This window comes from Dactylosporangium maewongense (assembly GCF_039531485.1).
In the GTDB taxonomy this organism is placed as follows: Bacteria; Actinomycetota; Actinomycetes; order Mycobacteriales; family Micromonosporaceae; genus Dactylosporangium; species Dactylosporangium maewongense.
The window spans coordinates 215,397-240,176 of sequence record NZ_BAAAQD010000019.1; the positions used below are offsets into that span (position 1 = coordinate 215,397).

18 protein-coding genes are annotated in these 24,780 nt (G+C 69.8%); 10 read left to right on the plus strand and 8 right to left on the minus strand.

The features are described from left to right. Positions 1–61: 61 nt before the first annotated feature. Entirely contained in the window at positions 62–1,141 is a 1,080-nt protein-coding gene (locus ABD332_RS39630; RefSeq protein WP_344508618.1) for an inositol-3-phosphate synthase, read from the minus strand. A gap of 23 nt (positions 1,142–1,164) precedes the next feature. After that, a complete protein-coding gene (locus ABD332_RS39635; RefSeq protein WP_344508541.1) occupies positions 1,165–1,764 on the minus strand; it encodes a PadR family transcriptional regulator in 600 nt (199 codons plus the stop codon). Between the two features lie 185 nt (positions 1,765–1,949). Between ABD332_RS39635 and ABD332_RS39640 the strand changes: the two genes are divergently transcribed. The 4 genes from ABD332_RS39640 to ABD332_RS39655 all read left to right on the plus strand — a co-directional run bounded on the left by ABD332_RS39640 (position 1,950) and on the right by ABD332_RS39655 (position 8,161). After that, positions 1,950–2,384: a DUF5318 domain-containing protein gene (locus ABD332_RS39640; protein WP_344508543.1), complete on the plus strand. Its 435-nt coding sequence runs from the start codon at positions 1,950–1,952 to the stop codon at positions 2,382–2,384. A 185-nt stretch (positions 2,385–2,569) separates the two neighbouring features. After that, a complete protein-coding gene (locus tag ABD332_RS39645) occupies positions 2,570–5,425 on the plus strand; it encodes a transglycosylase domain-containing protein (RefSeq protein WP_344508545.1) in 2,856 nt (951 codons plus the stop codon). Between the two features lie 83 nt (positions 5,426–5,508). Further along, positions 5,509–6,702 carry a glycosyltransferase 87 family protein gene (locus tag ABD332_RS39650; RefSeq protein WP_344508547.1) on the plus strand — a complete coding sequence of 398 codons (1,194 nt, stop codon included), beginning with the start codon at positions 5,509–5,511 and terminating at the stop codon, positions 6,700–6,702. 4 nt (positions 6,703–6,706) lie between these two features. After that, positions 6,707–8,161, plus strand: a complete 1,455-nt coding sequence (locus ABD332_RS39655; RefSeq protein WP_344508549.1) for a glycosyltransferase family 87 protein — start codon at positions 6,707–6,709, stop codon at positions 8,159–8,161. A gap of 209 nt (positions 8,162–8,370) precedes the next feature. On the opposite strand, the gene ABD332_RS39660 is transcribed toward ABD332_RS39655, so the two are convergent. Continuing rightward, complete coding sequence (locus ABD332_RS39660) at positions 8,371–10,827, minus strand: hypothetical protein (protein ID WP_344508551.1); 2,457 nt, start codon at positions 10,825–10,827, stop codon at positions 8,371–8,373. Continuing rightward, on the minus strand, positions 10,824–11,597 hold the full coding sequence (locus ABD332_RS39665) for a deoxyribonuclease IV (protein ID WP_344508553.1): 774 nt from the start codon (positions 11,595–11,597) through the stop codon (positions 10,824–10,826). Before ABD332_RS39665 ends, ABD332_RS39660 begins: the two co-directional genes overlap by 4 nt. A 225-nt stretch (positions 11,598–11,822) precedes the next feature. On the opposite strand from ABD332_RS39665, the gene ABD332_RS39670 reads away from it, so the two are divergent. The 5 genes from ABD332_RS39670 (at position 11,823) to rplI (ending at position 14,489) form a co-directional block, all read left to right on the plus strand. Then, positions 11,823–12,611, plus strand: coding sequence for a hypothetical protein (locus ABD332_RS39670; protein ID WP_344508554.1), 789 nt, complete (start codon positions 11,823–11,825; stop codon positions 12,609–12,611). 222 nt (positions 12,612–12,833) lie between these two features. Further along, on the plus strand, positions 12,834–13,124 hold the full coding sequence (gene rpsF / locus ABD332_RS39675) for a 30S ribosomal protein S6 (RefSeq protein ID WP_033359943.1): 291 nt from the start codon (positions 12,834–12,836) through the stop codon (positions 13,122–13,124). Between the two features lie 109 nt (positions 13,125–13,233). Beyond that, a complete protein-coding gene (locus ABD332_RS39680; RefSeq protein WP_344508557.1) occupies positions 13,234–13,767 on the plus strand; it encodes a single-stranded DNA-binding protein in 534 nt (177 codons plus the stop codon). A 20-nt stretch (positions 13,768–13,787) separates the two neighbouring features. After that, the gene (gene rpsR / locus ABD332_RS39685) at positions 13,788–14,027 is read left to right on the plus strand and encodes a 30S ribosomal protein S18 (protein WP_033359945.1); all 240 of its coding nucleotides are present in this window, start codon (positions 13,788–13,790) and stop codon (positions 14,025–14,027) included. Between the two features lie 12 nt (positions 14,028–14,039). Continuing rightward, the gene (gene rplI / locus ABD332_RS39690; RefSeq protein WP_344508559.1) at positions 14,040–14,489 is read left to right on the plus strand and encodes a 50S ribosomal protein L9; all 450 of its coding nucleotides are present in this window, start codon (positions 14,040–14,042) and stop codon (positions 14,487–14,489) included. A gap of 57 nt (positions 14,490–14,546) precedes the next feature. Here rplI and ABD332_RS39695 read toward each other — a convergent pair whose 3' ends face one another. Continuing rightward, positions 14,547–16,052: a vWA domain-containing protein gene (locus ABD332_RS39695; protein ID WP_344508561.1), complete on the minus strand. Its 1,506-nt coding sequence runs from the start codon at positions 16,050–16,052 to the stop codon at positions 14,547–14,549. 508 nt (positions 16,053–16,560) lie between these two features. Between ABD332_RS39695 and dnaB the strand changes: the two genes are divergently transcribed. Beyond that, a complete protein-coding gene (gene dnaB / locus ABD332_RS39700; protein WP_425552365.1) occupies positions 16,561–19,329 on the plus strand; it encodes a replicative DNA helicase in 2,769 nt (922 codons plus the stop codon). 726 nt (positions 19,330–20,055) lie between these two features. Here dnaB and ABD332_RS39705 read toward each other — a convergent pair. The 3 genes from ABD332_RS39705 to ABD332_RS39715 all read right to left on the minus strand — a co-directional run bounded on the left by ABD332_RS39705 (position 20,056) and on the right by ABD332_RS39715 (position 24,534). Continuing rightward, positions 20,056–20,676 carry a phosphoribosyltransferase gene (locus tag ABD332_RS39705; RefSeq protein WP_344508565.1) on the minus strand — a complete coding sequence of 207 codons (621 nt, stop codon included), beginning with the start codon at positions 20,674–20,676 and terminating at the stop codon, positions 20,056–20,058. Positions 20,677–20,776: 100 nt separating this feature from the next. Beyond that, positions 20,777–22,018 carry a glycosyltransferase family 87 protein gene (locus ABD332_RS39710; RefSeq protein WP_344508567.1) on the minus strand — a complete coding sequence of 414 codons (1,242 nt, stop codon included), beginning with the start codon at positions 22,016–22,018 and terminating at the stop codon, positions 20,777–20,779. After that, positions 22,006–24,534, minus strand: coding sequence for a putative bifunctional diguanylate cyclase/phosphodiesterase (locus ABD332_RS39715; RefSeq protein ID WP_344508569.1), 2,529 nt, complete (start codon positions 24,532–24,534; stop codon positions 22,006–22,008). The genes ABD332_RS39710 and ABD332_RS39715 overlap by 13 nt, the downstream gene beginning before the upstream one ends. Between the last annotated feature and the right edge of the window lie 246 nt (positions 24,535–24,780).

Here is a 24,780-nt window from a genome sequence, read left to right on the forward strand (position 1 = left end):
CCCCTCTCCGGTGGTCCGGAGAGGGGCGTTCCCAGTTATGTTCCTAGTTATAAGGAGTGGTTCAGCGCTCGATCTCGCCGGCGATGAACTGCTCGACCGACTGGTGCGCGTCGTGGTCGTTGTACTGCACCGGCGGCGACTTCATGAAGTAGCTCGACGCGGACAGGATCGGGCCGCCGATGCCGCGGTCCTTGGCGATCTTCGCGGCGCGCAGCGCGTCGATGATGACGCCCGCCGAGTTGGGCGAGTCCCAGACCTCGAGCTTCAGCTCCGCGTTGAGCGGGGTGTCGCCGAAGGACTTGCCCTCGAGGCGGATGTAGGCCCACTTGCGGTCGTCGAGCCACGGCACGTGGTCCGACGGGCCGATGTGGACGTCGGACTTCGCCATCTCGTGCGGGATCTGCGAGGTCACCGACTGGGTCTTCGAGATCTTCTTCGAGACCAGGCGGGTGCGCTCCAGCATGTTCATGAAGTCCATGTTGCCGCCGAAGTTGAGCTGGTACGTGCGCAGCAGCTCGACGCCGCGGTCCTCGAACAGCTTCGCGAGGGCGCGGTGCACGATCGTGGCGCCGACCTGGCTCTTGATGTCGTCGCCGACGATCGGCAGCCCGGCGTCGGTGAACTTCTGCGCCCACTCCGGGTTGGAGGCGATGAACACCGGGAGCGCGTTGACGAAGGCGGCGCCCGCGTCGATGGCGGCCTGGGCGTAGTACTTGGCGGCCTGCTCCGAGCCGACCGGCAGGTAGCAGACGAGCACGTCGACCTGAGCCTCGCGCAGCGCGGCGGCCACGTCGACCGGCTGCTCGTCGGACTCGTCGACCATCTCGCGGTAGTACTGGCCGAGGCCGTCGAAGGTCGGTCCGCGCTGGACGGTCACGCCGGTGGGCGGCACGTCGCAGAACTGGATGGTGTTGTTCTCGCTGGCGCTGATCGCGGCCGCGAGGTCCTGGCCGACCTTCTTCGCGTCGACGTCGAACGCGGCGACGAACTGCACGTCACCGACGTGGTAGTCGCCGAACTTGACGTGCATGAGACCCGGTACCCGGTCATTCGGGTCGGCGGTGCGGTAATACTCCACGCCCTGGACCAGGGACGAGGCGCAGTTGCCTACACCGACGATGGCAACGCGGACGGAGCCCATCGCGGATGCCTCCTTCTTGTTGTTCACGATGACCGCTCCGGATCTGCCGAAGGCGGCTGAGGGGTGGTGCCATTGCGTTCGTTCGCAATGAGCTCTTCGAGCCAGCGGACCTCGCGCTCGCACGCGTCCAGGCCGTGGCGTTGCAGCTCCAGGGTGTAGGCGTCGAGCCGCTCCGCGGCCCGGCTCAGCACGTCACGCATGCCCTCGCGACGCTCCTCCACCCGGCGACGGCGGCCCTCGAGGATCCGCAGCCTGGTCGCCGGGTCGGTGCGTGCGAAGAAGGCGAAGTGGACGCCGAAGCCGGCCTCGCTGTCGTAGGTCTCGGGCCCGGCGGCGGTGAGCAGCTCCTGGAAGCGCTCCTTGCCCTCGGCGGTGATCGTGTAGACCACGCGGCCGCGCTTGCCAGTGAGCAACGGGACCTCGTCGGGTGACGCCGGCATGCCAGTCGGCGGGGCACCTTCGGTGATCCAGCCGTCCGTCTGTAGACGGCGCAGTGTGGGGTATAGGGAGCCGTAGCTGATCGCGGCCCGGAACGCGCCCAGCTTGGTCGTGAGCTGCTTACGCAGCTCGTAACCGTGCATCGGGGACTCGTGCAGGAGACCCAGGATCGCCAGTTCGAGCATTCCCGGCCTCCCTCCGTTTACCCGATCCGATGTATCGGCCCGATACATCGCAACGGTAGGCCCCCAGCCGAACGGATGCAACGCGCGTGACCAAGTGGCCTGGACCACACCTCTGATCGTCTATCCGACGGTTACCGATCGTGACCGATGTCGCCGAGCGGCGCGGGACCGCGTACCCTCGGCGCATGCGTACCCAGCGTCAGGTGGTCGACTTCTCCTTGCGGAGACGCGCCCTGCTGCGTGAGGTGCATTCCGGGCGTGTCGGCACCTATGAGGTGTGCGACGCGTCGCCATACCTGAAGAGCGCAGCGAAGTTCCACGGCGAGCCGACGGAGGAGCTGTGCCCGGTGTGCCGCCGGGAGAACCTCACCCATGTGCATTACATCTATGGGGATGAGCTGAGGCAGTCGTCGGGTCAGGCTCGCCGCCTGACCGAGCTGCCACTCCTGGCGATGACGCTGAGTGAGTTTCACGTCTACGTGGTGGAGGTCTGTCGCGCCTGCGGCTGGAACCACCTCGTGGAGCAATATCTGCTGGGGCGCGACGGCCTGACGGCCGGATCGGACGATGGAGCCGGCGGTCGGTCAACGACGCGGGTCCGAGGAGGGGCGGCCGAGTGAACCTGGCCCGCGATCGCTGCGGGCCGATTTGCATCGATGCCCTGACGAGCGGTGACCTCTCGCGGCCTCACGGCCGCTTGACGCCCGGGACCGCAGACTTTGAGACCTGACCGACGAGTGCCTCAGCTCACAGACATGGTGGCGACGGAGCATGCGACAACGACGCAACCGGCAAGGTGGGACGAATGAACTACGGTGACCCGACCAACTCCCCCTCGGGCCGGGCGCAGGTTCCTGGATCCTTTCCGGGACCAGACGGTGACGACTTCGGCGTGCCGCCCCTGCCACCGCCGCCTGCCCTGCCGCCACCCGCGCCCGCGCCGAGCGCCGGCGCCGCAGGCCGTGCGACGGTCGGCCGCGCCAGCGTAGGGCGCCCGGGCGGCGACGAGCCGCGCACCGGGCGCGCGTCCGTGCCGGTGTCCGGCGCGTCCGGGTCGGCGTCGGTCGGGTCGGCGTCGGTCGGGTCGGCGTCCGTCTCCGGTGCCGCCTCGGTGTCTGGCTCCGCCTCCGTGTCCGGGTCCGCGTCGGTGCCCGGCTCCTCCGCCGGCCGTGCGACGGTCGGCCGGGCCACCGTCGGCCGCGCGTCGGTGTCGATGGGTGCCGAGGGCTTCGGCGACGGTCCCGGCGGGCCGGGCGGTCCAGGCGGCCCGGGTGGCCCCGACGGTCCCGGTGGTGCCGGCGGCAGCGGCCCTGGCCGGGGCCGGAGCAGCAGCGCCAAGGCCAAGCGCCGGCGCCGCCGCAACATCGTCATCGCCGCAATCGCCTCGTTCATCATGATCGCCGGCATCGGCATGGTCGGCGGCACCTACTACTTCGACCAGGTCGGGCTGCCCGAGGACCTGGCCATGGAGCAGTCGACCACGATCTACTACGCCGACGGCGTCACCCCGATGGGCCGTATCGGCGACAAGAACCGCACGGTCATCCCGATCACCGAGATCCCGCCCGACGTGCAGCACGCCGTCGTCGCGGCCGAGGACAACAGCTTCTACACCAACGACGGCGTCGACTACAAAGGCGTCGTCCGCGCGGCGTGGAACAACGTGACCGGCGGCGACCGGCAGGGCGCCTCGACGATCAGCCAGCAGTACGCGCGCCACTGGGCCGACCTCGAGGGCGTCACCTACGCGCGGAAGCTGCGCGAGGCCGTCATCGCGCTGAAGCTCAACCAGGAGTTCGAGAAGGACAAGATCCTGGAGATGTACCTCAACATCGTCTACTTCGGACGAGGGGCGTACGGCATCCAGGCGGCATCCATCGCGTACTTCAACAAGCCCGCGAAGGAACTGAGCATGGCCGAGGGCATGGTCCTGGCCGGCATCATCAAGAACCCCGAGGGCAACAACGCCAAGGGCAGCCCCTTCGATCCGAACATCGACAAGCAACAGGCGACGGATCGGTTCAACTACATCAAGGGGCAGATGCTCTCGCTCAAGTTCGTGAAGCCCGAAGAGGCGGACACGAAGATGGCCTACCCGACGACGGTCATCGCGCCGGCCGTCGCCCGGGCCAACGCGGTCAAGACGCAGGGCAGCATGGACAAGCCCGAGGGCCTGATCGTGCACCACGTGCTCGACGAGGTCGCGGCGCTCAAGGACCCGAAGACCAACGCCCCGCTGTATGAGAATGTCGACCCCGACGGCAGCAAGAACTTCGACAAGATCCGCAACGGTGGTCTGAAGATCGTCACGACCGTCGACCAGAAGCTGCAGCAGGCCGCGGTCCAGGAGGCGAGCCGCAACCCCGAGTCGCGGATCAACAAGTACCCGGGCAACCTGCAGGCCGCGCTCGTGGCCGTCGAGCCGGGCACCGGCGCGGTCAAGGCCTACTACGGCGGCGACAGCGGCAACGGCGGCGACTTCGCCGGCTACTACAACGACCCGGTGCTCAGCAACGGCGACGACAGCTGCTGCGGCGGACACCCGCCGGGCTCGACGTTCAAGGTCTACACCCTCGCCACCGGTCTGATGGCCGGCTACACGATCGACTCCTACTGGAACGGCGACTCGCCGCAGCAGTTCCCGGCCAGCGGCCGGACCGCGAAGAACCCGGTCAAGAACGCCGGTGAGGGCGCGGTCTCGTCGCCGAAGTGCAAGTCGGGCGACGGCAAGTGGTGCACCTTGGAAGAGGTCACCGTCATGTCGCTCAACGTGCCGTTCTTCGCGCTCGCCGAGAAGGTCGGCCCGGCGAAGGTGATCGACACCGCCCGCGCGGCCGGCATCACCGACATGTGGGCCAACGTCGACAACAAGTCCAAGAAGATCGACCTCGTGGCCAACAAGGGCTCCGACGTGTTCCCGAAGTACTTCAACACCGAGGTCGCCTTCGGTCAGTACCCGGTGACGGTGCTGGAGCACGCCGGCGGCATCGCCACGTTCGCCGCCCGCGGCGTCGCGGCGAAGACCCACTTCCTGAAGGAGGTGTGGGAGGACGGCAAGAAGACCTACGGCGAGGTGATCAACCCGAAGCGCATCCCGGGCTTCACCGACCAGATGGCCGACGACCTCAACACCGTCCTGCAGGGCGTGCCGAAGCACTACAACCTGAAGCTCAAGGACGGCCGCCAGATCGCCGGCAAGACCGGCACCTGGCAGCTCGGCCAGACCACCTCCAACGCGCACGCGTGGTTCGTCGGCTACACCGCCTACGACCCGGGCAAGAAGTCGCCGGGCCTGGCGACCGCGGTGTGGGTCGGCAACAAGGCCGAGGAGCAGAAGATCGTCGACAGCGGCGGCAGGGGCGTCATCGGCGGTAGCCTGCCCGGCCCGATCTGGCAGGACTTCATGGACAAGGCCGAGGCCATCATGAAGCAGCCGAAGATCAACTTCCCGGGCCCGAAGCACGTCGGCAACCAGGACGTCGGCACCGGCATCTCGCCGCAGCCGAGCCTCCCGGCCGAACCGAGCCTCCCGGGCGGTCCCGGCAACGGGAATGGCAACGGCAATGGGAACGGCAACGGCGGCAACCCTGGTGACACGCAGAGCCCGGGCCCGGGCGGCATCGGTGGCGGCATCTTCCCCACGCCGACACGAAGACGCTGATCAAGGTAGGCCGAAGATGTGCGGCCACGGTAGCGGCGGTATGTTCGCCGGGACCGTGGCCGCTGTCGTTTGGGGGGTGTCCGTTGGAAGCGGGCAGGCTGAAGGCCGTCCGGTGGGGGCTGCTCGCGCTGCTCGTGGCGCTGGTGGCCTACGCGCACTGGTGGTATGGCATCCGGCACCACTTCTACGACCTCAAGATCTACCGGCAGGCCGTCGACTGGTGGCTCGACGGGCACGACCTCTACACGTTCACCAAACCCGACACGACGCAGGGCGAGCTCGGCTTCACCTATCCGCCGTTCGGCGCGATGGTGCTGGTCCCCTTCGCGCTGCTGGCGAAGAACGCCGCCGTCACCGTGTACGCGATCCTCGCCTGCGCCGGCCTGCTGATCACCACGTACTGGCTCGTCGCCCCGGCGGCCCGCCGGCACGGCTGGTCGCTGCCCTTCGCGCTGGTGCTGTCGACCGTCGTGTTCACCACGCTCGAGCCGATCCGTGAAACGTTCAGCTTCGGCCAGATCAACGTGCTGCTGATCGTGCTCATCCTCGCCGACCTGCTGGTGCTGCTGCCGCGGCGGAGCCGGTGGGCGGGTGTGCTCATCGGGCTCGCCGCCGCCATCAAGCTCACCCCGGCGATCTTCATCGTGTATCTGCTGGTCAGCCGCCGGTACCGGGCGGGAATCACGGCGATCGTCAGCGCCGCCGCCGCCACGTTGCTGGCCGCCGCGGTCGCGCCCCGCGCCTCGTGGGACTTCTGGACCGACACGCTGTGGAAGGGCGAGGGGATCGGCAAGGCGGCATACATCCCCAACCAGTCGCTGCGCGGGCTGCTCGCCCGGTATGACGCGCCCGGCTGGCTGTGGGTGCTGCTGGTGCTGGCGGTCGTCGGCGTCGGCCTGTGGCGGGCCCGCCGCGCCGCGCTCGCCGGCGACGAGCTCGTCGGGCTCACCATCGCCGGCCTCGTCGGCTGCCTGGCCAGCCCGATCACCTGGATCCACCACATCTACTGGTTCGCGCCCGCCATCGTCGTCCTGTTCGACGCCGGCCGGCGATGGCTCGCCGTATTGATCGCTGTCACCGTCGGTGTGGGCATGGTGTCGCTGTACGACCAGGGCCTGCCCGTCGACCCGTGGGGCGAGGGCGTCCTCGGATTCTTCATCGAGAACTGGTACGTCCTGCTCGCCGTCGCCCTGCTGTTCGCGATGCCGATCCGGCGGGTCGGCGAGGAAACCACAGCGGGTGGTGCACCCGCCCCGGAGGTTGCGACGGTACGGTGATGCGATGCCGCCGACTGTGCGACCCGAGCACCGCCTGAATGACGAGCCCGCCACCTCCGACCGCTTCGTCGGTGGCCTCTCCGAGTCGATCGGTGGGCCCCTGGGTAGTCACGCCGTGCGGACACCGAACCGGTTCTGGACCCCCGCGCGGGTGGTCCTGCTGCTGATCTGCGCCATGCTCAGCTTCTCCTGGATGCAGAAGTCCCCCTGCCGCGACGGCGCCTGGGCGGACATGAAGCAGTACAAGTACTTCTGCTACACCGACGTGCTGGCCCTCTACTACGCCGAGGGCCTCAACGAAGGCCAGGTCCCCTACGCCGACCACCAGGTCGAGTACCCGGTCCTGACCGGCGCATTCATGGGCGTGCTCGGCCTGCCCGTGCACTCCCTCGGCCAGCAGGGGGCGCTCGACAACCCCGGCCAGACCTTCTACGACCTCAACGCGGTCGTGCTCAGCGCCTTCGGCATCGCCGCGGTCGCCGCCACACTCGCCGTCCGGCGCCGAAGGCCCTGGGACGCCGCGATGTTCGCCGCGGCACCCGCGCTGTTCGTCTCCGCGACCGTGAACTGGGACCTCTTCTGCGTCGGCCTCGCCGCCATCTCCATGGCGTGCTGGGCCCGCCGAAGACCACTGCTCGCCGGTCTCTTCCTCGGCCTGGCGACGGCCGCGAAGTTCTATCCGGTCCTGATCCTCGGCGCCCTCCTCGTCCTCTGCCTGCGCACCGGCAAGTGGAAGGAGGCCCTCGCCACCTTCGGCGTCGGCGCCGGCACCTGGCTCGCCGTCAACGTGCCCATCGCGGCCCTCTACTGGGATTCCTGGATCAAGTTCTGGGACTTCAACTCCCAGCGGGGCATCGACTGGGGCACCCTCTGGTACATCGGCGCGCACTTCCCGCGCGGCTCCGGCCAGTACGGGTTCCCCTATTTCCAGAACCTCGACTCCGACCCTGAGCACGCCACCCTCAACGTGCTCTACCTCGGCCTCTTCTTGATCTGCTGCGTGGGCATCCTCGTCCTGGGCCTCACCGCCCCGACCACGCCCCGCCTCGCGCAGCTCGCGTTCCTGATCGTGGCCGCGTTCCTGCTCACCGGCAAGGTGTGGTCGCAGCAGTACGTCCTGTGGCTCATCCCCCTCGCGGTGCTCGCCCGGCCTCGCTGGGGTGCCTTCCTCGCCTGGCAAGCGGCCGAGGTCTTGTACTTCGTCTCGTTCTACGGCGAGCTCATGGGCGCCTCGGGTCGTCAGGTCTTCCCGGAGGGCGTGTTCGTCCTCGCCTCGATCCTGCGCCTGGTGACCCTCGCGGTCCTGGTCGGCTACGTCATCCGCGACATCAGGCACCCGGAGATGGACGTCGTCCGCGACACCTACGAAGGCGAGGATCCCGACGGCGGCGTCTTCAACCCCGAACCCGCCGAACGCCCCCTGATCGAACCCCCACCCCTGGTCAAGGCGGAGGCGTAGCCACTTCGCACTGCTGCACCTCGCACTTCTGCACAACGGCAAGGGCCGGCGGGATCTTCTCCCGCCGGCCCTTTTCGTGTCTCGTTCTTCGGCGCTTCGGCGCTTCGGCGCTTTCGGGTGCCGGGCGCCTTAGTGCGTGAGCGGCTCGTGCCCGGCCCCGGCCTGCCCCGTCGCCGCGGCCGCCGTTCCTTGGCCTGTGCCGCCGGGCGTCAGCTGTCCTCGACCTTGTAGAGCACGACGTCGCCCTGCTCCGTGCGGGTCAGGCCGAGGCCGTCGATCGGTGCGTCGATGGCGCGCTCGTACGCGCTGCCGAGGGCCTGGCTGCGCACCACGACGACCGTGCGGATGTGCCGCTCACGCAGCAGCGCCACCGTCTGCTCGTCGGGGAACTGCTGCATCGTCTGCCGCAGCTCCTGCTGGTCCATCGGCGTGAAGCCGCTGCCGCCGTTGACGATCTTCGGGAATCCGTCGGTGCTCCACAGCATGACGTTCATGTCGAAGAGCTCGTGGCTGGGCAGCACCATCAGCGGCCCCTGCACCGTGCTCATCGCGATCGGTGTGGTGGGCACCACCGGGTGCGGCGTGTTGTGAGCGCCCTCGAACAGCACCAGCATGACGGGGATCAGGGTCGCCAGCCGCGGCAGGAACCCGGCCCGGTCACCCGGCTCCGACTGGGTCCGGTCGGCGAACAGCTCCACCGCCCGCTCCGCGAACGCGCTCACCGCTCCCGCCGCGAGCAGCCCCAGGAACAGCGTCGTCCACACCACCAGGCGCCCCGACGTGCGGATGCCGTCGAAGCCCGGCAGCGCCCGGTACAGCGCCAGGTAGCCGAACTCGCCCTTGCCGGGGCCGTGCGTCCCCATCGCGAGCGCCACCGTGCCGAGGACGCCGACCAGCATCCAGACGCGGTGCTTGAGCCGCCAGGTGGAGACGAACAGTCCGGCGAACGCCAGGCCGTACAGGAAGAAGCCCGGCAGCAGCGCCATCTCCGGCGCCCAGGTCAGCGTGCCGCGGGCGTCGGCATACGCCTCGCCCCACAGCCACGACTCCGGCGGCGCGATGAAGAATCCCTTCAGCGGCGGCGAGAACAGCCCGACGAGCTCCTCGCTGCGCCGCGCATACGGGTAATCCTTCAGCACCTGCAGGTACGGGTACGCCATCAACCCGCCGACCGCCGCGAAGATCGCCCCGCCGCCGAGGTTGGCGAAGAACAGCTTCCAGCCGAACGGGCGCGTCACGCCCCACTTGCGCACGTGCCGGTAGCCCCAGGAGACCGCCGTGGCGAGCACCGCCAGCAGCAATGCGTACACGAACGGGATGCCGATGCCGAAGCCCAGGCTGATCTGCCATGAGGCGACGAGCCAGCCCGCGAGGACCCAGCCCCATCGCCGCTTGTCCGGCTGATAGCCGTCGCGCAGCGAGAACCCGTGGCCGCGGGCGAGCATGGCCAGCGCCAGCGCGATCCCGCCGATCGACAGCACGTGCAGGTGGCCCGCCTGCCCCAGCCGGTACGGCGCGTACGCGAACGCGGCACCGGCCACCACCGCACCGGTCGGCCGCGCACCCAGCTGCCGGGCCAGCACGTACGCCCCGAAGAACGCCAGGGCGAAGATCAGGACGTACATGATGTTGTACCGGACGAGCGCCGCCACCGGCCCGCTGCCGAGCATGCCGGCGGGCGCGTAGCCGAGCAGCGTGTCTGAGAACGCGTAGCTGTAGTTCGAGGGGAAGAACGCGTTGGCGTTCCACAGCTGCGCCGGGTTGGTGGTGAGGATGTGCCCGGCCCAGGACATCTGCCAGGCCTGCAGCGTCGGGTCGGCGGTGTCCTGCGGGATCGTCGTGCCCGGCTCCCGCAGCGTCGGCCAGGTCATGACGGCGGCGAGCAGCACCGAGCCCACGGCAGCCATCGTCCACTCGTGCCCGAGGAACTCCCCGACCGCGTTGCCGATGCGCGCCGCCACCCTGCGGGCCTTGCCGGGCTCCTCGTCGGGGACGGGCGCGAACGATCCGAACGGGTCCGCCTTGACGAGACTGACCCGCTCACCGCCCTGAGCGGCCGCGCCGTCCGCCTTGCCCGCTTCTCCAGCGGTCGTATCGGCCCCGGCCTTCGCCGCACCGTCCTTGGTGCCAGTGGCCGTGGCGCTCCCGTCCTTCGCCGCGCCGTCCTTTGCGCTGCCCGCTTCTCCAGCGGCTGTGTCGGCCTCGGCCTTCGCGGCGCCATCCTCGGTGTTGCGCGCTTCAGCGGTGGTCGTGTCGCCCTGTGCGGCGCCGCCTTCCGCGCTGGCCGCCGATTGCTTCGTGTCGCCGGACGCCTGGGTCGCACCGCCGGTCTTCGCTTCGCCGGTGGCCGCCCTGGCGCCGCGCGCCGCCCGCTTGGCGCCGCCTGCTGCGGCCTTCGCGCCTCCCGTCCCCGCATCGCCTGCTGCGGCTGTGGCGTCTTCCGCCTCCGCATCGCCTGCTGCGGCTGTGGCGTCTTCCGCCGGCGCGTCGGCTGCCGACGCTGCGGTGCCGGTCGCGGCGCCGGCGGCCGCGGGCGGCGTGTCCGCCGCTGCTGGCTTGCCGTTGCCCGGCGCGGGCTCCCCCGAGGTCAAGGCCGCCGGGTCACCGGGCTCGGCGGCTGAGGGTCCCGCTTCCGGGTCCTTCTCGGTCTCGGACACGTTGCTCACGCCAGCCGCTCCCGCAGGTAGGTGATGTCGGCGGTCTGCCCCTCGGTGCCACCGGGCGTCTCGACCAGCGCCGGCGCGCCGGCGGACCGGATCACCGAGACGATCAGCTCGGGGTCGATCTCGCCGGCCGTGAGGTTGTCGTGCCGGTCGCGGCCGGAGTCGAAGCCGTCGCGGGAGTTGTTGGCGTGGATGAGGTCGATCCGGCCGGTGATCGCCTTGACCCGGTCGACGATGTCGAGCAGGTCCTCGCCGCCCGCGTGGGCGTGGCAGGTGTCCAGGCAGAACCCGACCTCATACTCGCCGATCGCGTCCCACAGCCGGGCCAGCGCGTCGAAGCGCCGGGCGCAGGCGTTGTCGCCGCCGGCGGTGTTCTCGATCAGGATCGGGGTGGCGAAGCCGCCCTCCTCGGCCGCGAACGCGAACGTCTTCCGCCAGTTGTCGAACCCGGCGTCGCGCCCTTCCGCCTTCTCGACGTGCCCGCCGTGCACGATCAGACCCTTGGCCCCGACCTTCGCCGCCGCCGACGCGTGGCGGAAGAGCAGCTTGCGGCTGGGGATGCGGATTCTGTTGTTGGACGACGCGACGTTGATCCGATAGGGCGCGTGGATGTAGACGTCGACGTCGGAGGCGACGAGTGCCTCGGCATCGGGGCGGTCTTTGGGATCGATCCAGGCCTGCGGGTCGGTCAGGAAGAACTGGACCAGGTCAGCGCCGCGCGCCGCGGCCTCCGCCAGTGGCTCCGCGGGGTCGACGTGAGCACCGATTCGCATGCCGCAGAGCCTACGACGTGGGACCGACAGTTTGCGCTACCCCGGGGCCCGGCCTCGGTGGCAACCCGACCGAAGGGTCCGGAATAGCAGGGTTCCGTCACCGTCCTGTCGGCCGCGTCGTTACGCAACTAGGTCGCCCGTGATCGCGCGACCTCGATGGAACCGCATCTGATCAATCCTCAACCCTGGATGGCTACCTTGTCTGGACACCGACCGGCACTCCGCGTGGCGGCAGCCGCCGCCGCGCTGTTCGCCGCGGCCCTGACCGTGGGCGCCAGCCCCGTGCACGCCGCACCCTCCACCCCGACCGTCGAGTTCAGCGGCGGGAGCGTGTTGAGCCTGCTGGTGTGCAAGTCGGAGCCCAGCGCCGGCAGCGTCTCGGTGCCCGCCGAGTCGCGGATCAACTTCGTCAACCGGCTCGGCCAGGGCGCGACCCTCAAGGTCGACGGCAAGCCGGTCTCGACGGTGCAGCCCAACCAGGCGGTGCCGGTCGTCTTCAAGAAGGGCCCGGTCAACGTCGCCATGACCTTCTCCTGCGGCGTCGGCGTGGTCGAGCAGTTCAAGGAGGTCTCCGTCGGGGTCACCGCGCCGCCCGCCGCGCCCGCCGCCAACCCCGGCGCGGGCCAGGGCGGTCAGGCCGGCCGGCCGTCCTCCTCCGAAGGCCCGGCTGGTGCCGCCGCCGACGCGGCGAACAAGGCCATCACGGGCACGCGCTCGACCCGGAAGCCGTCGACGAACGCCTCGAGCTCCACCGGTGAGGGCACCGAGCCGGTCGACCCGTCGCTGCTCGGCCCGGACGCGACCGCGTCGCCCGCGCCGGCCGCCGGCGCGAACCCGAGTGCGTCGACGGACGAGCGGGTATACGTGGAGCAGCCCGTCGCCGCGACCGGCCCGGCCACCAACGCCCCGACGGGTCTGCTGGCACTTGTCGCGACGGTCTGCGTGGTCGGTGTTGGAATCGCCGCAATTCGGGCTATTATTGCGCAGCGGTCATCACGCGCTAGCTACGCGTAAGGTACAATTAGGTAGCTCCGCGGGGCGCCGTCATCCAACGCACCGGTGTGGTCGTTCCTCCCCAGGTCCCACCCAGAGAAGCGGATGACGCGCCCCGCGGTCTTTCTGTGTACACGCACCGTGTACTCTTGCTCGGTCTGCCGTCCATCGGACGGCAGACGACGCACGACCTCCTGCCGCGGATGGACCGCGGCCGCTTAGCCCGTAGGAGGTGAGAACGTCTTGCGTCATTACGAAATCATGGTGATCCTCGATGGAAGTCTCGAGGAGCGCACCGTCGCACCGTCGCTCGACACGTATCTGAACGTGATCCGGACGTCGGGTGGCTCGGTGGAGAAGCTCGACGTGTGGGGCCGCCGGCGCCTCTCGTACGAGATCAACAAGAAGACCGAGGGCATCTACGCCGTCATCGACCTCCAGGCATCGCCGGAGTCGGTGGCAGAGCTGGACCGTCAGCTGCGGCTCAACGAGTCCGTGCTGCGCACCAAGGTCATCCGGCCCGAGGTCCGCTAAGCGGATCCCGGGCGAGATCGACCTGCTTCGCCCGCCACACGTCACCGGGAATTGTCATACCCCTGTGACAAGGTGGGCCATACCCCAGTGCGCGAGGAGTTGACTCGATATGGCAGCAGGAGACACCACGATCACGGTCATCGGCAACCTGACCGACGACCCCGAGTTGCGCTTCACTCCGTCTGGTGCGGCTGTGGCCAAGTTCCGGGTGGCATCCACCCCCCGGTTCCTGGACAAGAACACCAACGAGTGGAAGGACGGCGAATCGCTGTTCCTGTCCTGCACGGTGTGGCGCCAGGCGGCTGAGAATGTCGCCGAGTCGCTGCAGCGTGGAACCCGCGTGATCGTTTCCGGCCGCCTCAAGCAGCGGAGTTACGAGACTCGCGAGGGCGAGAAGCGCACCGTCATCGAGCTGGAGGTCGACGAGATCGGCCCCTCGCTGCGCAATGCGACTGCCAAGGTGCAGAAGATGCAGCGCTCCGGTGGCAGTGGCGGCTTCGGCGCCTCTGGTGGTGGCGGCGGCAACAGTGGCGGCGGTGGCGGCGGGTTCAGCGATGACCCGTGGGCCAGCGCGGCACCGGCCAACGCCTCCAGTGGTGGCGGCAGGTCGAATTCATCCTTCGACGACGAGCCCCCGTTCTAATGGCATCAGGAGCAAGAGCAATGGCGAAGGCTGCGGCCCTGCGCAAACCGAAGAAGAAGGTGAACCCTCTCGACAAGGAGGGCATCGCCTACATCGACTACAAGGACACCGCGCTGCTGCGGAAGTTCATCTCCGACCGCGGCAAGATCCGCGCTCGGCGGGTGACCGGCGTGACCGCTCAGCAGCAGCGGCAGATCGCGCGTGCCGTCAAGAACGCGCGCGAGATGGCGCTGCTCCCCTACACCGCGACTGCGCGATAAGGGGAGGCTGACATGAAGATCATCCTGAAGCAGGAGGTCTCCGGTCTCGGGACCCCCGGCGACGTGGTTGAGGTCAAGGACGGCTACGGGCGTAACTACCTGCTCCCGCAGGGCTACGCGATCCCGTGGACCAAGGGTGGCGAGAAGCAGATCGCGACCATCAAGCGCGCCCGTGGGGCTCGCGAGATCCGCGACCTGGGCCACGCCAACGAGGTCAAGGCCCAGCTGGAGAACCTGACCGTCAAGCTGGCCGTCCGCGCCGGCGAAGGCGGCCGCCTCTACGGCTCGGTCACCCCGGCCGAGGTCGCCGACGCCGTCCAGAAGGCCGGCGGTCCGGCCCTCGACAAGCGTCGCCTCGAGCTGCCCGGCCACGTGAAGTCGGTCGGTGACTACAAGGTGCAGATCAAGCTGCACCCCGAGGTCGCCGCCAGCTTCACGCTGAAGGTCACGGCCGCCAAGTAACACCACGCGGCAACACGAAGGGGCCCGTCCGGCAGGACGGGCCCCTTCGCTGTCCCCCTACCGGTAGAGCTTCGTCGCCGCCCGGATCACCTCGGCCAGCTCCGCGACCTGCTTGTCCCCCTCGGACAGGCCCTCGGCGAGCCGCAGCAGGTCCGCGAGCCGGACCTCCCCGGCGTACTGGCTGGACCGCAGCACCTCGGCGAAGTAGGCCGCCGTGTAGCAGACCTGCAGCCGCGGCCCCGCCTCCGTGAACACACGGTCCAGGGACGCCACCGTCACCGACACGTTCTGCTCGCTGGGCTCCCGCGTCCGCGGGTCCTGCCAGCGCACCCGTACATCCGCCAGATGCCCCTCCGCGCCCTCGCGAAGATGCAGCGCGTACAGCGCCGTCACCGAATGACCGGGGCCGACCTCGCCACCGTCGACCCGGTCGTTGCGGAACGCCGACGCCGAGAGGGTGCGGTTCTCGTAGCCGATCAACCGGTACGACACGACCGCCGCCGGATCGAACTCGACCTGCGCCTTCGCGTCCAGCGCCCGCACCGACAACGTGGCCGGGAGCTGCTCCACGAAGACCTTGTTCGCCTCGGCGGTGCTGCTGACGTAGACGACATAGCCGTCGCCCTTGTCGGCGAGCTCCTCCATGAACTTGTCGCCGTAGTCGCTGCCGACGCCGACGCCCATCATCGTGATCTGCTTCGCCGCCGCCTCCTGCACCTCGCGGACCAGGGGTGCGGCGCTCGTCGTGCCGACGTTCGGAAGACCGTCGGAGAGCAGGATGACCCGGTTGGTCGCACCCTCCCGGAAGCTCTTGCGCGCCGTCTCGTAGCCGAGCCGCAGCCCCGACTGCAGGTTCGTGCTGCCCGCCACCCGCAACCGGTCGATCGCCCCGTGCAGCGCCGAGCGGTCCCGGACCGGCGTCATCTGCCGCAGCACCTCCGCGTCGTCGGAGTAGGCGACCAGCGCCACCGAGTCCGTGGTGCGCAACTGGTCCACCAACGTGTGCAGCCCGCTCTTGACCAGGTCGAGCTTGCCCGGCTCCGCCATCGAACCGGACACGTCCACGACGAACGTCAACGACGCGTCGAGGCGTTGCCCCTCCGGCTCGGCTCTCGTCTGCAGCCCCACCCGCAGCAACCGGGCTGTGTCACCGGAGTTGCTGTGGGTCTTCGGCAGCCGGGTGCCGTCCGTGGCAACCGCGAACCCGTCGCCGGACGGCTGCCGGTACCCCTGCTGGAACGAATTCACGAACTCCTCGGGCCGGATCGTGCCCGCCGCCGGACGCTGCCCTGCCAGCAGCTGGCGCTTCGCGTAGCCGTAGGACGCGGTGTCCACGTCGACCGCGAACGTCGACACCGGCTGGTTCGACGCCGCCTGCTCGCCGGGCGCCTCGTCGCCCGCGCCGCCGGTGATCGCCGGACCGGGCTGGCCGCCCTGCGGGTTCATCGTCCCCGCCGGGGCCTTCTCGTAGCTGGTGCTGTCGTCCTTCCCATCTGCACCGCACGCCGTCAGGCACAACGCGGCGATCACGGCCACGGCGGCGGCGCGGAACTGACTGACCATGGAAGCCTCCCTGAAAGGTGTTTGGCCAGTCAGACGACGACCCACCTCCGAGCGGCTCCGAGCGTAACCGGACAGAGACCCAAGCGTGAGCATCGGTGATCAGCTCGCAAGGATGCTGTGACCCGTCGAAGGGAACCGATCCGCTTGGCACTGCGTCCCTCGTCACCCTCCGGTACAGCAGCCGCCATCATCCGTCCAGCCGGCGGCCACGTCACTCGATCGGGGCGACTATTTTTCACACACAGGCTGTGGATTGTGTACGCCCAGCTCAGAGCCTGTTTGAGGATCCCGACAGCGAAGTTTTCCACAGGCCTGTGCACAACTGATCCCCCGTTTGTGGACGACGGTCCACAGGTTGTCCGCAGGGTTGTCCACCGGCTAGTTTTGACGAACGCCAGTCGCTCCATACCGTTGCGCGGGGCGCTCCACGTCTTCCGAGGCGCGCCGCGAGGTTTTGTCATACCCGCGAGGTCTACTGATGCGTGGGGGTATGACGTTGGAGGGGCGAGTGTCGATCACCGAAGACAGGCGAAGCGATCCATGGGACGACGCGACCCCGGCCGAGTCGCGTCGGCGGCCACCAAAGGACCAGGAATCTGAGCGGCCCTCCGGCGGCGCCGAGACCTTCGAGCGCACCCCGCCGCAGGACGTCGCCGCCGAGCAGAGCGTTCTCGGCGGCATGCTGCTGTCCAAGGACGCCATCGCCGACGTCGTCGAGATCCTCAAGTCCCACGACTTCTACCGGCCCAACCACACCGTCGTCTTCGACGCGATCCTCGACCTGTATGGCCGCGGCGAGCCCGCCGACGCCGTCACCGTCGCCGCGGCCCTGACCGACGCGGGCGAGATCGCCAAGGTCGGCGGCGCCGCATACCTCCACACCCTCATGGCGGCCGTGCCCACCGCCGCCAACGCCTCCTACTACGCCCGCATCGTCGCCGAGCGCGCCGTCCTGCGCCGCGTCATCGAGGCCGGCACCCGCATCGTCCAGCTCGGCTACGGCTCCGCCGGCCCCGGCGGCCGCGACGTCGACGACGTCGTCGACCTGGCCCAGCAGGCCATCTACGACGTCACCGAGAAGCGCGTCAGCGAGGACTTCGCCGTCCTCGCCGAGGTGCTCCAGCCCACCCTCGACGAGATCGAAGCCGTCGGCGCCCAGGGCGGCGTCATGACCGGCGTCCCCACCGGCTTCCAAGACCTCGACCGCCTGCTCAACGGCCTGCACCCCGGCCAGCTCATCATCGTCGCCGGCCGCCCCGGCCTCGGGAAGGCGCTGGCGCTCGACACTCCACTGCCGACGCCCGACGGCTGGACGACGATGGGGGATGTCAAGGCCGGCGACCAGCTGCTGGGTGCCGACGGCCGGCCGACCACGATCGTCAACGCCTTCGAGGTCCTGCACGGCCGTCCGTGCTTCGAGGTGGAGTTCTCCGACGGCAGCGTGATCGTCGCCGATGCGGAGCACCTCTGGAAGACCACCACGAGAGCGGCGCGTCGGAAGCATGCTGAAGCTGCGCAGACGCCGCAATGGCCGGAAGCCGCTCGGGCCGAGGTGGGCGCGGTCTTCGCCAGTGCGATGGCCGGCCCCGATTCGTTGCTGACCTTCGGCGAGGCGGTTGACCTGGTCGGACCTCGGTTCCGGCATGTGCTGCATGTCGTGGGCAGCGAGGTCGGCACGTCGGCCGACGTCGTGCGCGAATATCAGCGTGCCGGCAAGCCGTGGCGTCGTTCCATTCAGGCATATTCCAAGCACACGCTCCTGACGACGCTGCACCGGCGGGTCAACAGGACCATGAACGCCGAGACGAAGGTCAGGCACGACGGGGTCGTGACCACGCAGGACATCGCCGACACCCTCCGGTGTTCGATGGACGGTCGCCTCAACCACGCCGTTGAGAACTGCATGCCGTTGCGGCTTCCTGACAGGGACCTGCTGGTGCCGCCCTACACGCTCGGCGCGTGGCTCGGCGACGGCCATGCCGCCGCCGGTCGAATCACCACCGATGATCCGGAGATCGTCGGCAACATCGCAGCCGATGGGTTCGAGATCAGGCCGAGCTCGGCACATCCGATGCTGTATGGCATCGGCCGGGCGGGCGATCACGGTCCCGCGCTGGTCCACAGCCTCCGGCTGCTCGGTGTCCTCAACAACAAGCACGTTCCGTCCGAGTATCTGCGCGGGTCGGAGCAGCAGCGACGCGCGCTCCTCGCTGGTCTGCTGGACACCGACGGCACCGTGACGGCCACGGGCAATGCACAGTTCACGTCGACCTCGGCCCGGCTCGCCGGCGATGTCCAGGAGCTGGTGGTCAGCCTCGGCTACCGGTGCACCGTGACGACGAGATCGGTTCGGGGCCGGACGCCGGCAAGTTCGATCGCCTACACCCTGAACTTCACCGCGGCCGACGACCTGTTCCGGTTGGGTCGGAAGCGCGCGACGCATCAGGCACGACGGCGGACCACCAGCACGTCGAGGACTGGTTCCAGGTACATCGTCGACGTCCGGCCGGTGGCGAGCGTCCCGGTCCGCTGTGTGCAGGTCGACAACGACGACCACATGTATCTGGCCGGGCGCGCGATGATCCCGACCCACAACTCCACCGCCGCGATGGACTTCAGCCGGGCGGCGTCGGTGAAGCACAACTTGGCCAGCGCGATCTTCAGCCTGGAAATGTCCAAGGTCGAGATCGTCATGCGACTGCTCTCGGCCGAGGCGCGGGTGCCGCTGCACGTGCTGCGGTCCGGGCAGCTGTCCGACGACGACTGGACCAAGCTGGCGCGGCGGATGGGCGAGATCAGTGAGGCGCCGCTGTTCGTCGACGACACGCCGAACATGAACCTGATGGAGATCCGGGCCAAGGCGCGCCGGCTCAAGCAGCGGCACGACCTGAAGCTGATCATCGTCGACTATCTGCAGCTGATGACGAGCCCGAAGCGGACCGAGAGCCGGCAGCAGGAGGTCGCGGACCTGTCGCGTGGCCTGAAGCTGCTGGCCAAGGAGGTCGAGTGCCCGGTGGTCGCGGTCAGCCAGCTGAACCGTGGACCCGAGCAGCGCACCGACAAGCGTCCGCAGCTGTCCGACCTGCGTGAGTCAGGCTCGATCGAGCAGGACGCCGACGTCGTCATCCTTCTGCACCGCGACGACTACTACGACAAGGAGTCGCCGCGGGCGGGCGAGGCCGACTTCATCGTGGCGAAGCACCGAAACGGCCCGACCGACACGATCACGGTGGCGGCGCAACTGCACCTGTCCCGCTTCGTCGACATGGCGATCTGACCGAGGAGCCCTGCGGCGACGTCTCCTCGTCCCGATGCCGCGTGACGGGGAGACGTGTCACGCCAGCTCGCGGCGTGAGTGCGGAAGGCACCTTCTCGGCTGCCATCTGCTGGGGACTCGCCGTGGCCGGCCCCTCTGTCTGGCCATGCGCGCGTTGACGGTGGCAGCGGGAGCGCCCGACCGCGGTTGAGGGCTGCGGCCGACCTCGCGGTCGGCCTGGTGCAGCGGTGCGTGTGCGGGGTCGGCGGAGGGACGTCCGGCGCGTTGAGCTGGCGTTTGACGGATCGCCGCGGCCGGAGCTGTCTGGGGTGCGTCGGCGGGAGTGTTGCCCGGAGTGTCCGGCGGCGGTCGAGGGCGGCGGTCGAGGGCGGCGGTCGAGGGCGGCGGTCGAGGGCGGCGGTCGGCCTCGCGGTCGGCGTTGTCTGGCTGCGTGTGCGGGTGGCTGGCGGAAGGCGCGCTGAGCTGGCGTTCGAAAGATCGTCGTGGCCGGTTCTGCCGGGGCCGTGTTGAGGGTGTCGGTGGGAGGGGCGTCTGGCGAGCTGGTGCCCGAAGGATCGTCGTGGCCGGTTCTGTCGGGGCCGTGTTGAAGGTGTCGGCGTCTGGCGCGCTGAGCCGGTATCCCGAGATGGACTGTGGTGTCCGAGGGCGCGTTGACGGTGCCGGGGGCGGAAGGTCTGGGGCGATGAGCGCGAAGGGGTTGTCGGGGCTGGTGCGGTGGGAGGGGTGTCAGGTGCGGTTGAGGATGCGGGCGACCTCGGTGTCGGGGACCTGGCGGAAGTCGTCGTAGTAGCGGCTGACGGAGCCGAAGAAGTCGGAGGTCACGGGGCAGACGACCTCGTCGGCGAGGGTGCGCAGGCGGTGGACGGCCTGGGTGGCGCCGACGGGGACGGCGAGCACGACGCGGGCGGCGGACAGCGCACGGGCCACGGCGACCGCCGCGCCTGCCGTGGCGCCGGTGGCCAGGCCGTCGTCGATGACGAGGGCGACGCGGCCGGTGAGGTCGAGCGGGGGGCGGCCGAGGCGGAAGACGCGGTCGCGGCGGCGGAGCTCGGCGGTTTCGTGGCGGATGACGGGGGCCATCTCCTCTGGGGCGAGGCGGATCTCCCGATTGAGGACCTTCACGTCGCAGGGGCCGATGGCGCCGAAGGCGACCTCCGGTGACCAGGGCACGCCGAGCTTGCGCACGACCAGCGCGTCGAGCGGGACGCGGAGCCGCGTGGCGACCTCGGCGGCGACGGGTATCCCGCCGCGGACCAGGCCGAGGGCGATGACGTCTGGCCGGTCTGCGTAGCTGGTGAGCAGGTCGGCGAGGGCGGCGCCGGCCTCGCTCCGGTCCCTGAAGGCCATGCTTCCTGTGTACGCCAGGAGTGAGGAGGCCGGCCAGCGTCCCGGCCAGGTCGCCGGCGAGCGGCTGCATGGTCGTACAAGAGCGGCGAAAGGAAACTGGTCAGGGGCTGCCGAGCGAGGACGGCGCCGAGGCCGGGGCGGGTGTGGGGGTCGACCAGCGGCCGCCCGGTGCCGAGGCGTGCAGCGACCACCACAGGGCGGCGAAGGCGGCCGGGTAGAGCAGGTAGCCGAAGCGGGTCGACGGGATCAGCATGATGGCCGCGGTCAGGCCGACGGCGATGACCAGGGCGGCGGCGGCAGTGGTCCGGGGCGGGCGGCGCAGGAGCCAGACGCCGATGGCGAGCCCGGCGGCGACCAGCAGCGACAGCGCGATCGTGCGGCCGGCGGGCACGGACGAGGCGATGAGCTGGCCGGGCAGCGGCGACTGGGCGGGGCTGGTGACCAGGCCGTGGCCGGAGGGGAAGCGCAGGACGTTTTCGACGAAGGCGGAGGGTGCGACCACCAACGCCGGCAGCATCACCAGCAGCGGCAGGCCGAACGCGAAGGCCGCGAAGGACAGGGTGCGGCGGCGGAGCGGGAGGGCGAGCGCTACCAGTACCAACGCCGCAGGGAGAGCGAAGAGTTTGAGCGCGCCGGCCAGGCCGATCGCGATGCCGGCGGCGAGCCAGTGGTGTTTGGCGGTGAAGGCCAGGGCGAGCAGGCAGAGGCTGAGCACGGGAAGGTCGTCGCCGCCGGTGGTGAGGGTGAGGGCGCAGATCGGCAGGACGGCGACGGACTGGGCGACGAGGACGAGGCCGGGCGGGGCGACCAGGTCGGCGAGCAGCCGCAGGGTCCAGAGCATCACGGCGACGGTGGCGACGAGGAACCAGATCCGGGCGTCGGTCCACCAGTGGGCGCCGAAGAGCGCGCGGGGGATGCCGAAGATCGACATGCCGGGTTGGTACGGGGAATAGCCCAGCAGCCGTTCCGACTCGGGGAGCGCGGCGATGGCGGGGCGGTCGAGGTAGGGCGTGCCGGTGTCGAGGAGGCGCCGGCCCATCTGCTCGACGACGAGGACCTCTTCCTGCGCGCGGTCGGTGCGGCCGCCGGCGCGCTGGACGGCCTGCGCGACGAGGGGGACGACCGTGGCGGCGACGAAGACCAGGGCCGTGAGCAGCAGGCGGCGGAGCACGACGAACGTGATGAGGAAGGCGGCCGCGTAGCCCCACCAGGCGATCGCCCCCCACGCGCGGTGCGGCAGCAGGGTCGACGTCAAGGCGGTGAGCAGGGCGAAGGCGGCCGACAGTCCGTAGAGGACCGCGTCAGTCGTCGAGAAGCGTGGCGAGGTGGCTATGGGGTCCATTCTTGCCCGGGCTCGGCGGCGGCGGAGCGGCGGGACCGGCGGTTGCGCGGGAGGCGGATCACGGTGTCGGTGTCGTGCAGGGGCGGCGCGAGGCAGCCGGGCCGGCCGTCGTGGCCGCGGCGCAGGGCGGCGAGGAGCCGGTCGGCGGGCATCGCGCGGGCGAAGAGGTGGCCCTGGCCGGCGGGGCAGCCGAGCTCCCAGAGCTGCTGGCGCTGGTCCTCGCGTTCGATGCCTTCGGCGACGACGACCAGGCCGAGGCTGCGGCCGAGGTCGATGGTGGAGCGGACGACGGCGCCGGGGGCAGAGGCGTTCATGGCGGCGACGAAGCTTCGGTCGATCTTGAGCTCGTCGACGGCGACGCGGGCGAGGGTGGCAAGCGAGGAGAAGCCGGTGCCGAAGTCGTCGAGGGCGAGGCGGATGCCCTGGTCGCGCAGTGCGGCGAGGACGTCGTCGACGACCTCGAGCTTGCTGAGCGTCACGGACTCGGTGAGCTCGATGATGAGCGACGAGGACTGGACGCCGCGCGCGGCGAGGCGGCGGGCGACGGCGTCGGGGAACGACGGGTCGAGCAGGCTGCGGGGCGACACGTTGACGGCGACCGGGATGGGGTGGCCGGCGTCGGCCCACTGGGAGACGGCGATCAGGGCCTGGTCGAGGACGGCGTCGGCGAACGCGGACAGCTGCCCGGAGCGTTCGATGGCGGGCAGGAAGCGGTCGGGCGCGAGGTCGCCGCGGTCTGGGTGGTGCCAGCGGGTGAGCGCCTCGGCGGCGATGACCCGGCCGGTGGCGAGGTCGACGATCGGCTGGAAGTTGACGACGAACTGGCCTTCGGCGACGGCTCGGGCGAGGTCGCCGCCGAGGGTGAGGGTGCCGATGTCGGCGGTGTCGCGGGCGTGCGCGTAGACGACGACCCGTTGGCCGTCCTGTTTCGCCTGGTACAGGGCGACGTCGGCGCGCCGGAGCAGCTCGCCGATGGTGCCGCCGCTGGCGGTCGTGACGCCGCAGCTGGCCTCGACGCTGATGCGCATGTCGTCGAGGTGGATGGGCGGGGCGAGGGCGTCGAGGATCGCGTGGGCGCGCATCTCGGCGAGGGCGGGCGCGCTGAGGTTGGCGAGGATGACGGCGAACTCGTCGCCGCCGAACCGTGCGACGAGGTCGCCTTCGCGGACGGCGGCGGAGAGGCGCTCGCCGACGGTGGTCAGGACGCGGTCGCCCGCGGAGTGCCCGAGGGTGTCGTTGACCTCTTTGAAGTGGTTGAGGTCGATGAGCAGGACGCCGACGATGCCCTGGGCGAGGACCTCGTCGCCGTACTGCTGCAGCTTGCGCCGGTTGGCGAGCCGGGTGAGGGGGTCCTGGGCGGCGGCGCGGGCGTGGCTGTCGGCGAGGCGCTGCGTCTCGGCGAAGGTGGAGGCGTTGCGGATCGCGGTGCACAGCGCGGCGGCGAACGTGTGCAGCGTGTACCCCTCGCGCTCGGTGAGCTTGACCGGTGCGCGGAAGCGCAGGCGCAGCTCGCCGAGGTCGGCGTCGCCGCGGTAGCTCTCCAGGCTGATCGGGATGACGAAGCCGCCCGCCGGCGGTGCGTCCTCGGGGGTGCCGTCGTAGAGGATGTCGCGGCCGTTGCTGCGCACGAGGCGGGTCTCGCCCGTCGGCGGGCGGATCTGGACCTCGACCTCGTCGGTGGAGAAGAGGGCGGCGGCCTTGCGGACGGCGGCGTGCAGGACGGCGGTCTGGTCGACGGAGTTGAACTCGTCGGTCGCCTCGGCGAGCCGCTGCCAGGCCTCGTTGCCCTGGCGGGCGCGGATCCGGTTGCCGGAGGCGAGGTGGATGCACCACAGCAGCAGCGGCAGGACGAACAGGAGCCACTGGTTGACGTGGTACAGCACGACGGTGGTGACGGCGATGCCGAGCGTGCCGACGCGCAGGACGGCGAGGATGTTCCAGTCCGCGACCAGTCGCTGCCGGTAGGGCGTGCCGGTGAGCATGGCGAACAGGCCCTGCGAGACGAGCTCGTCGACGACGGTGTACGCGAGGAAGGCGACCACGGTCGCGGAGAGCGCCGAGGTGAGCGGGTCGGCGCGGTCGACGTGCACCAGGAGCGGCTCGAAGCCGGTCGCCGCGCAGGCGAAGGCGGCCGCGGCACCGGCGAGGACCTCCTTGCCGATGTTGAAACCGATCTTCACCGGGACGTGCGTGCGATTCAGCGACTGATCGACGATTTTGCCGATGGCCACCGAAAGGATCACGAACGGCGGCGGCAGGAACACGGCGGTGGCGATGATGACCGCCGATACGGGTGTCGAGCCGGTGTTGGCCGAACGGATGCGGATGCTGATCCGCAGGTAGCGGCAGCCGAGCACGAGCACGGTCGGCAGCGGGAGGAAGAGCGCGAGGCTGCCGTAGTCCGTGATCAGCCAAAGCGCGGCAAGGACGGCGATGCCCGCACCGACGACGACGGGACCAACGAGACGCCAGAGGCGCCGGTTGGTCGCGTCGTCGGTACCGATTGGTCGTTGCATCGCGGTCTGTTCATCGTGACGGATGGTCGGGCGTCCCTGTCAAGCCCGGTTTCGATTTCAGAGCCACTCGTGGATACGCATTGCTGCCCCCTTCGAGGTTCGTTCATCGCGGCGAACGGTCCCCGTGTAACAAGGGATTGATGTTCATCAACCCCTGTCTTGATGAACGAAGCCTAGGGTGCGGGGCGCGAGTTGCCCATCCCAATATGTCCGTCGACTCATAGTTTGCGAAGAAAGGCACGGCTT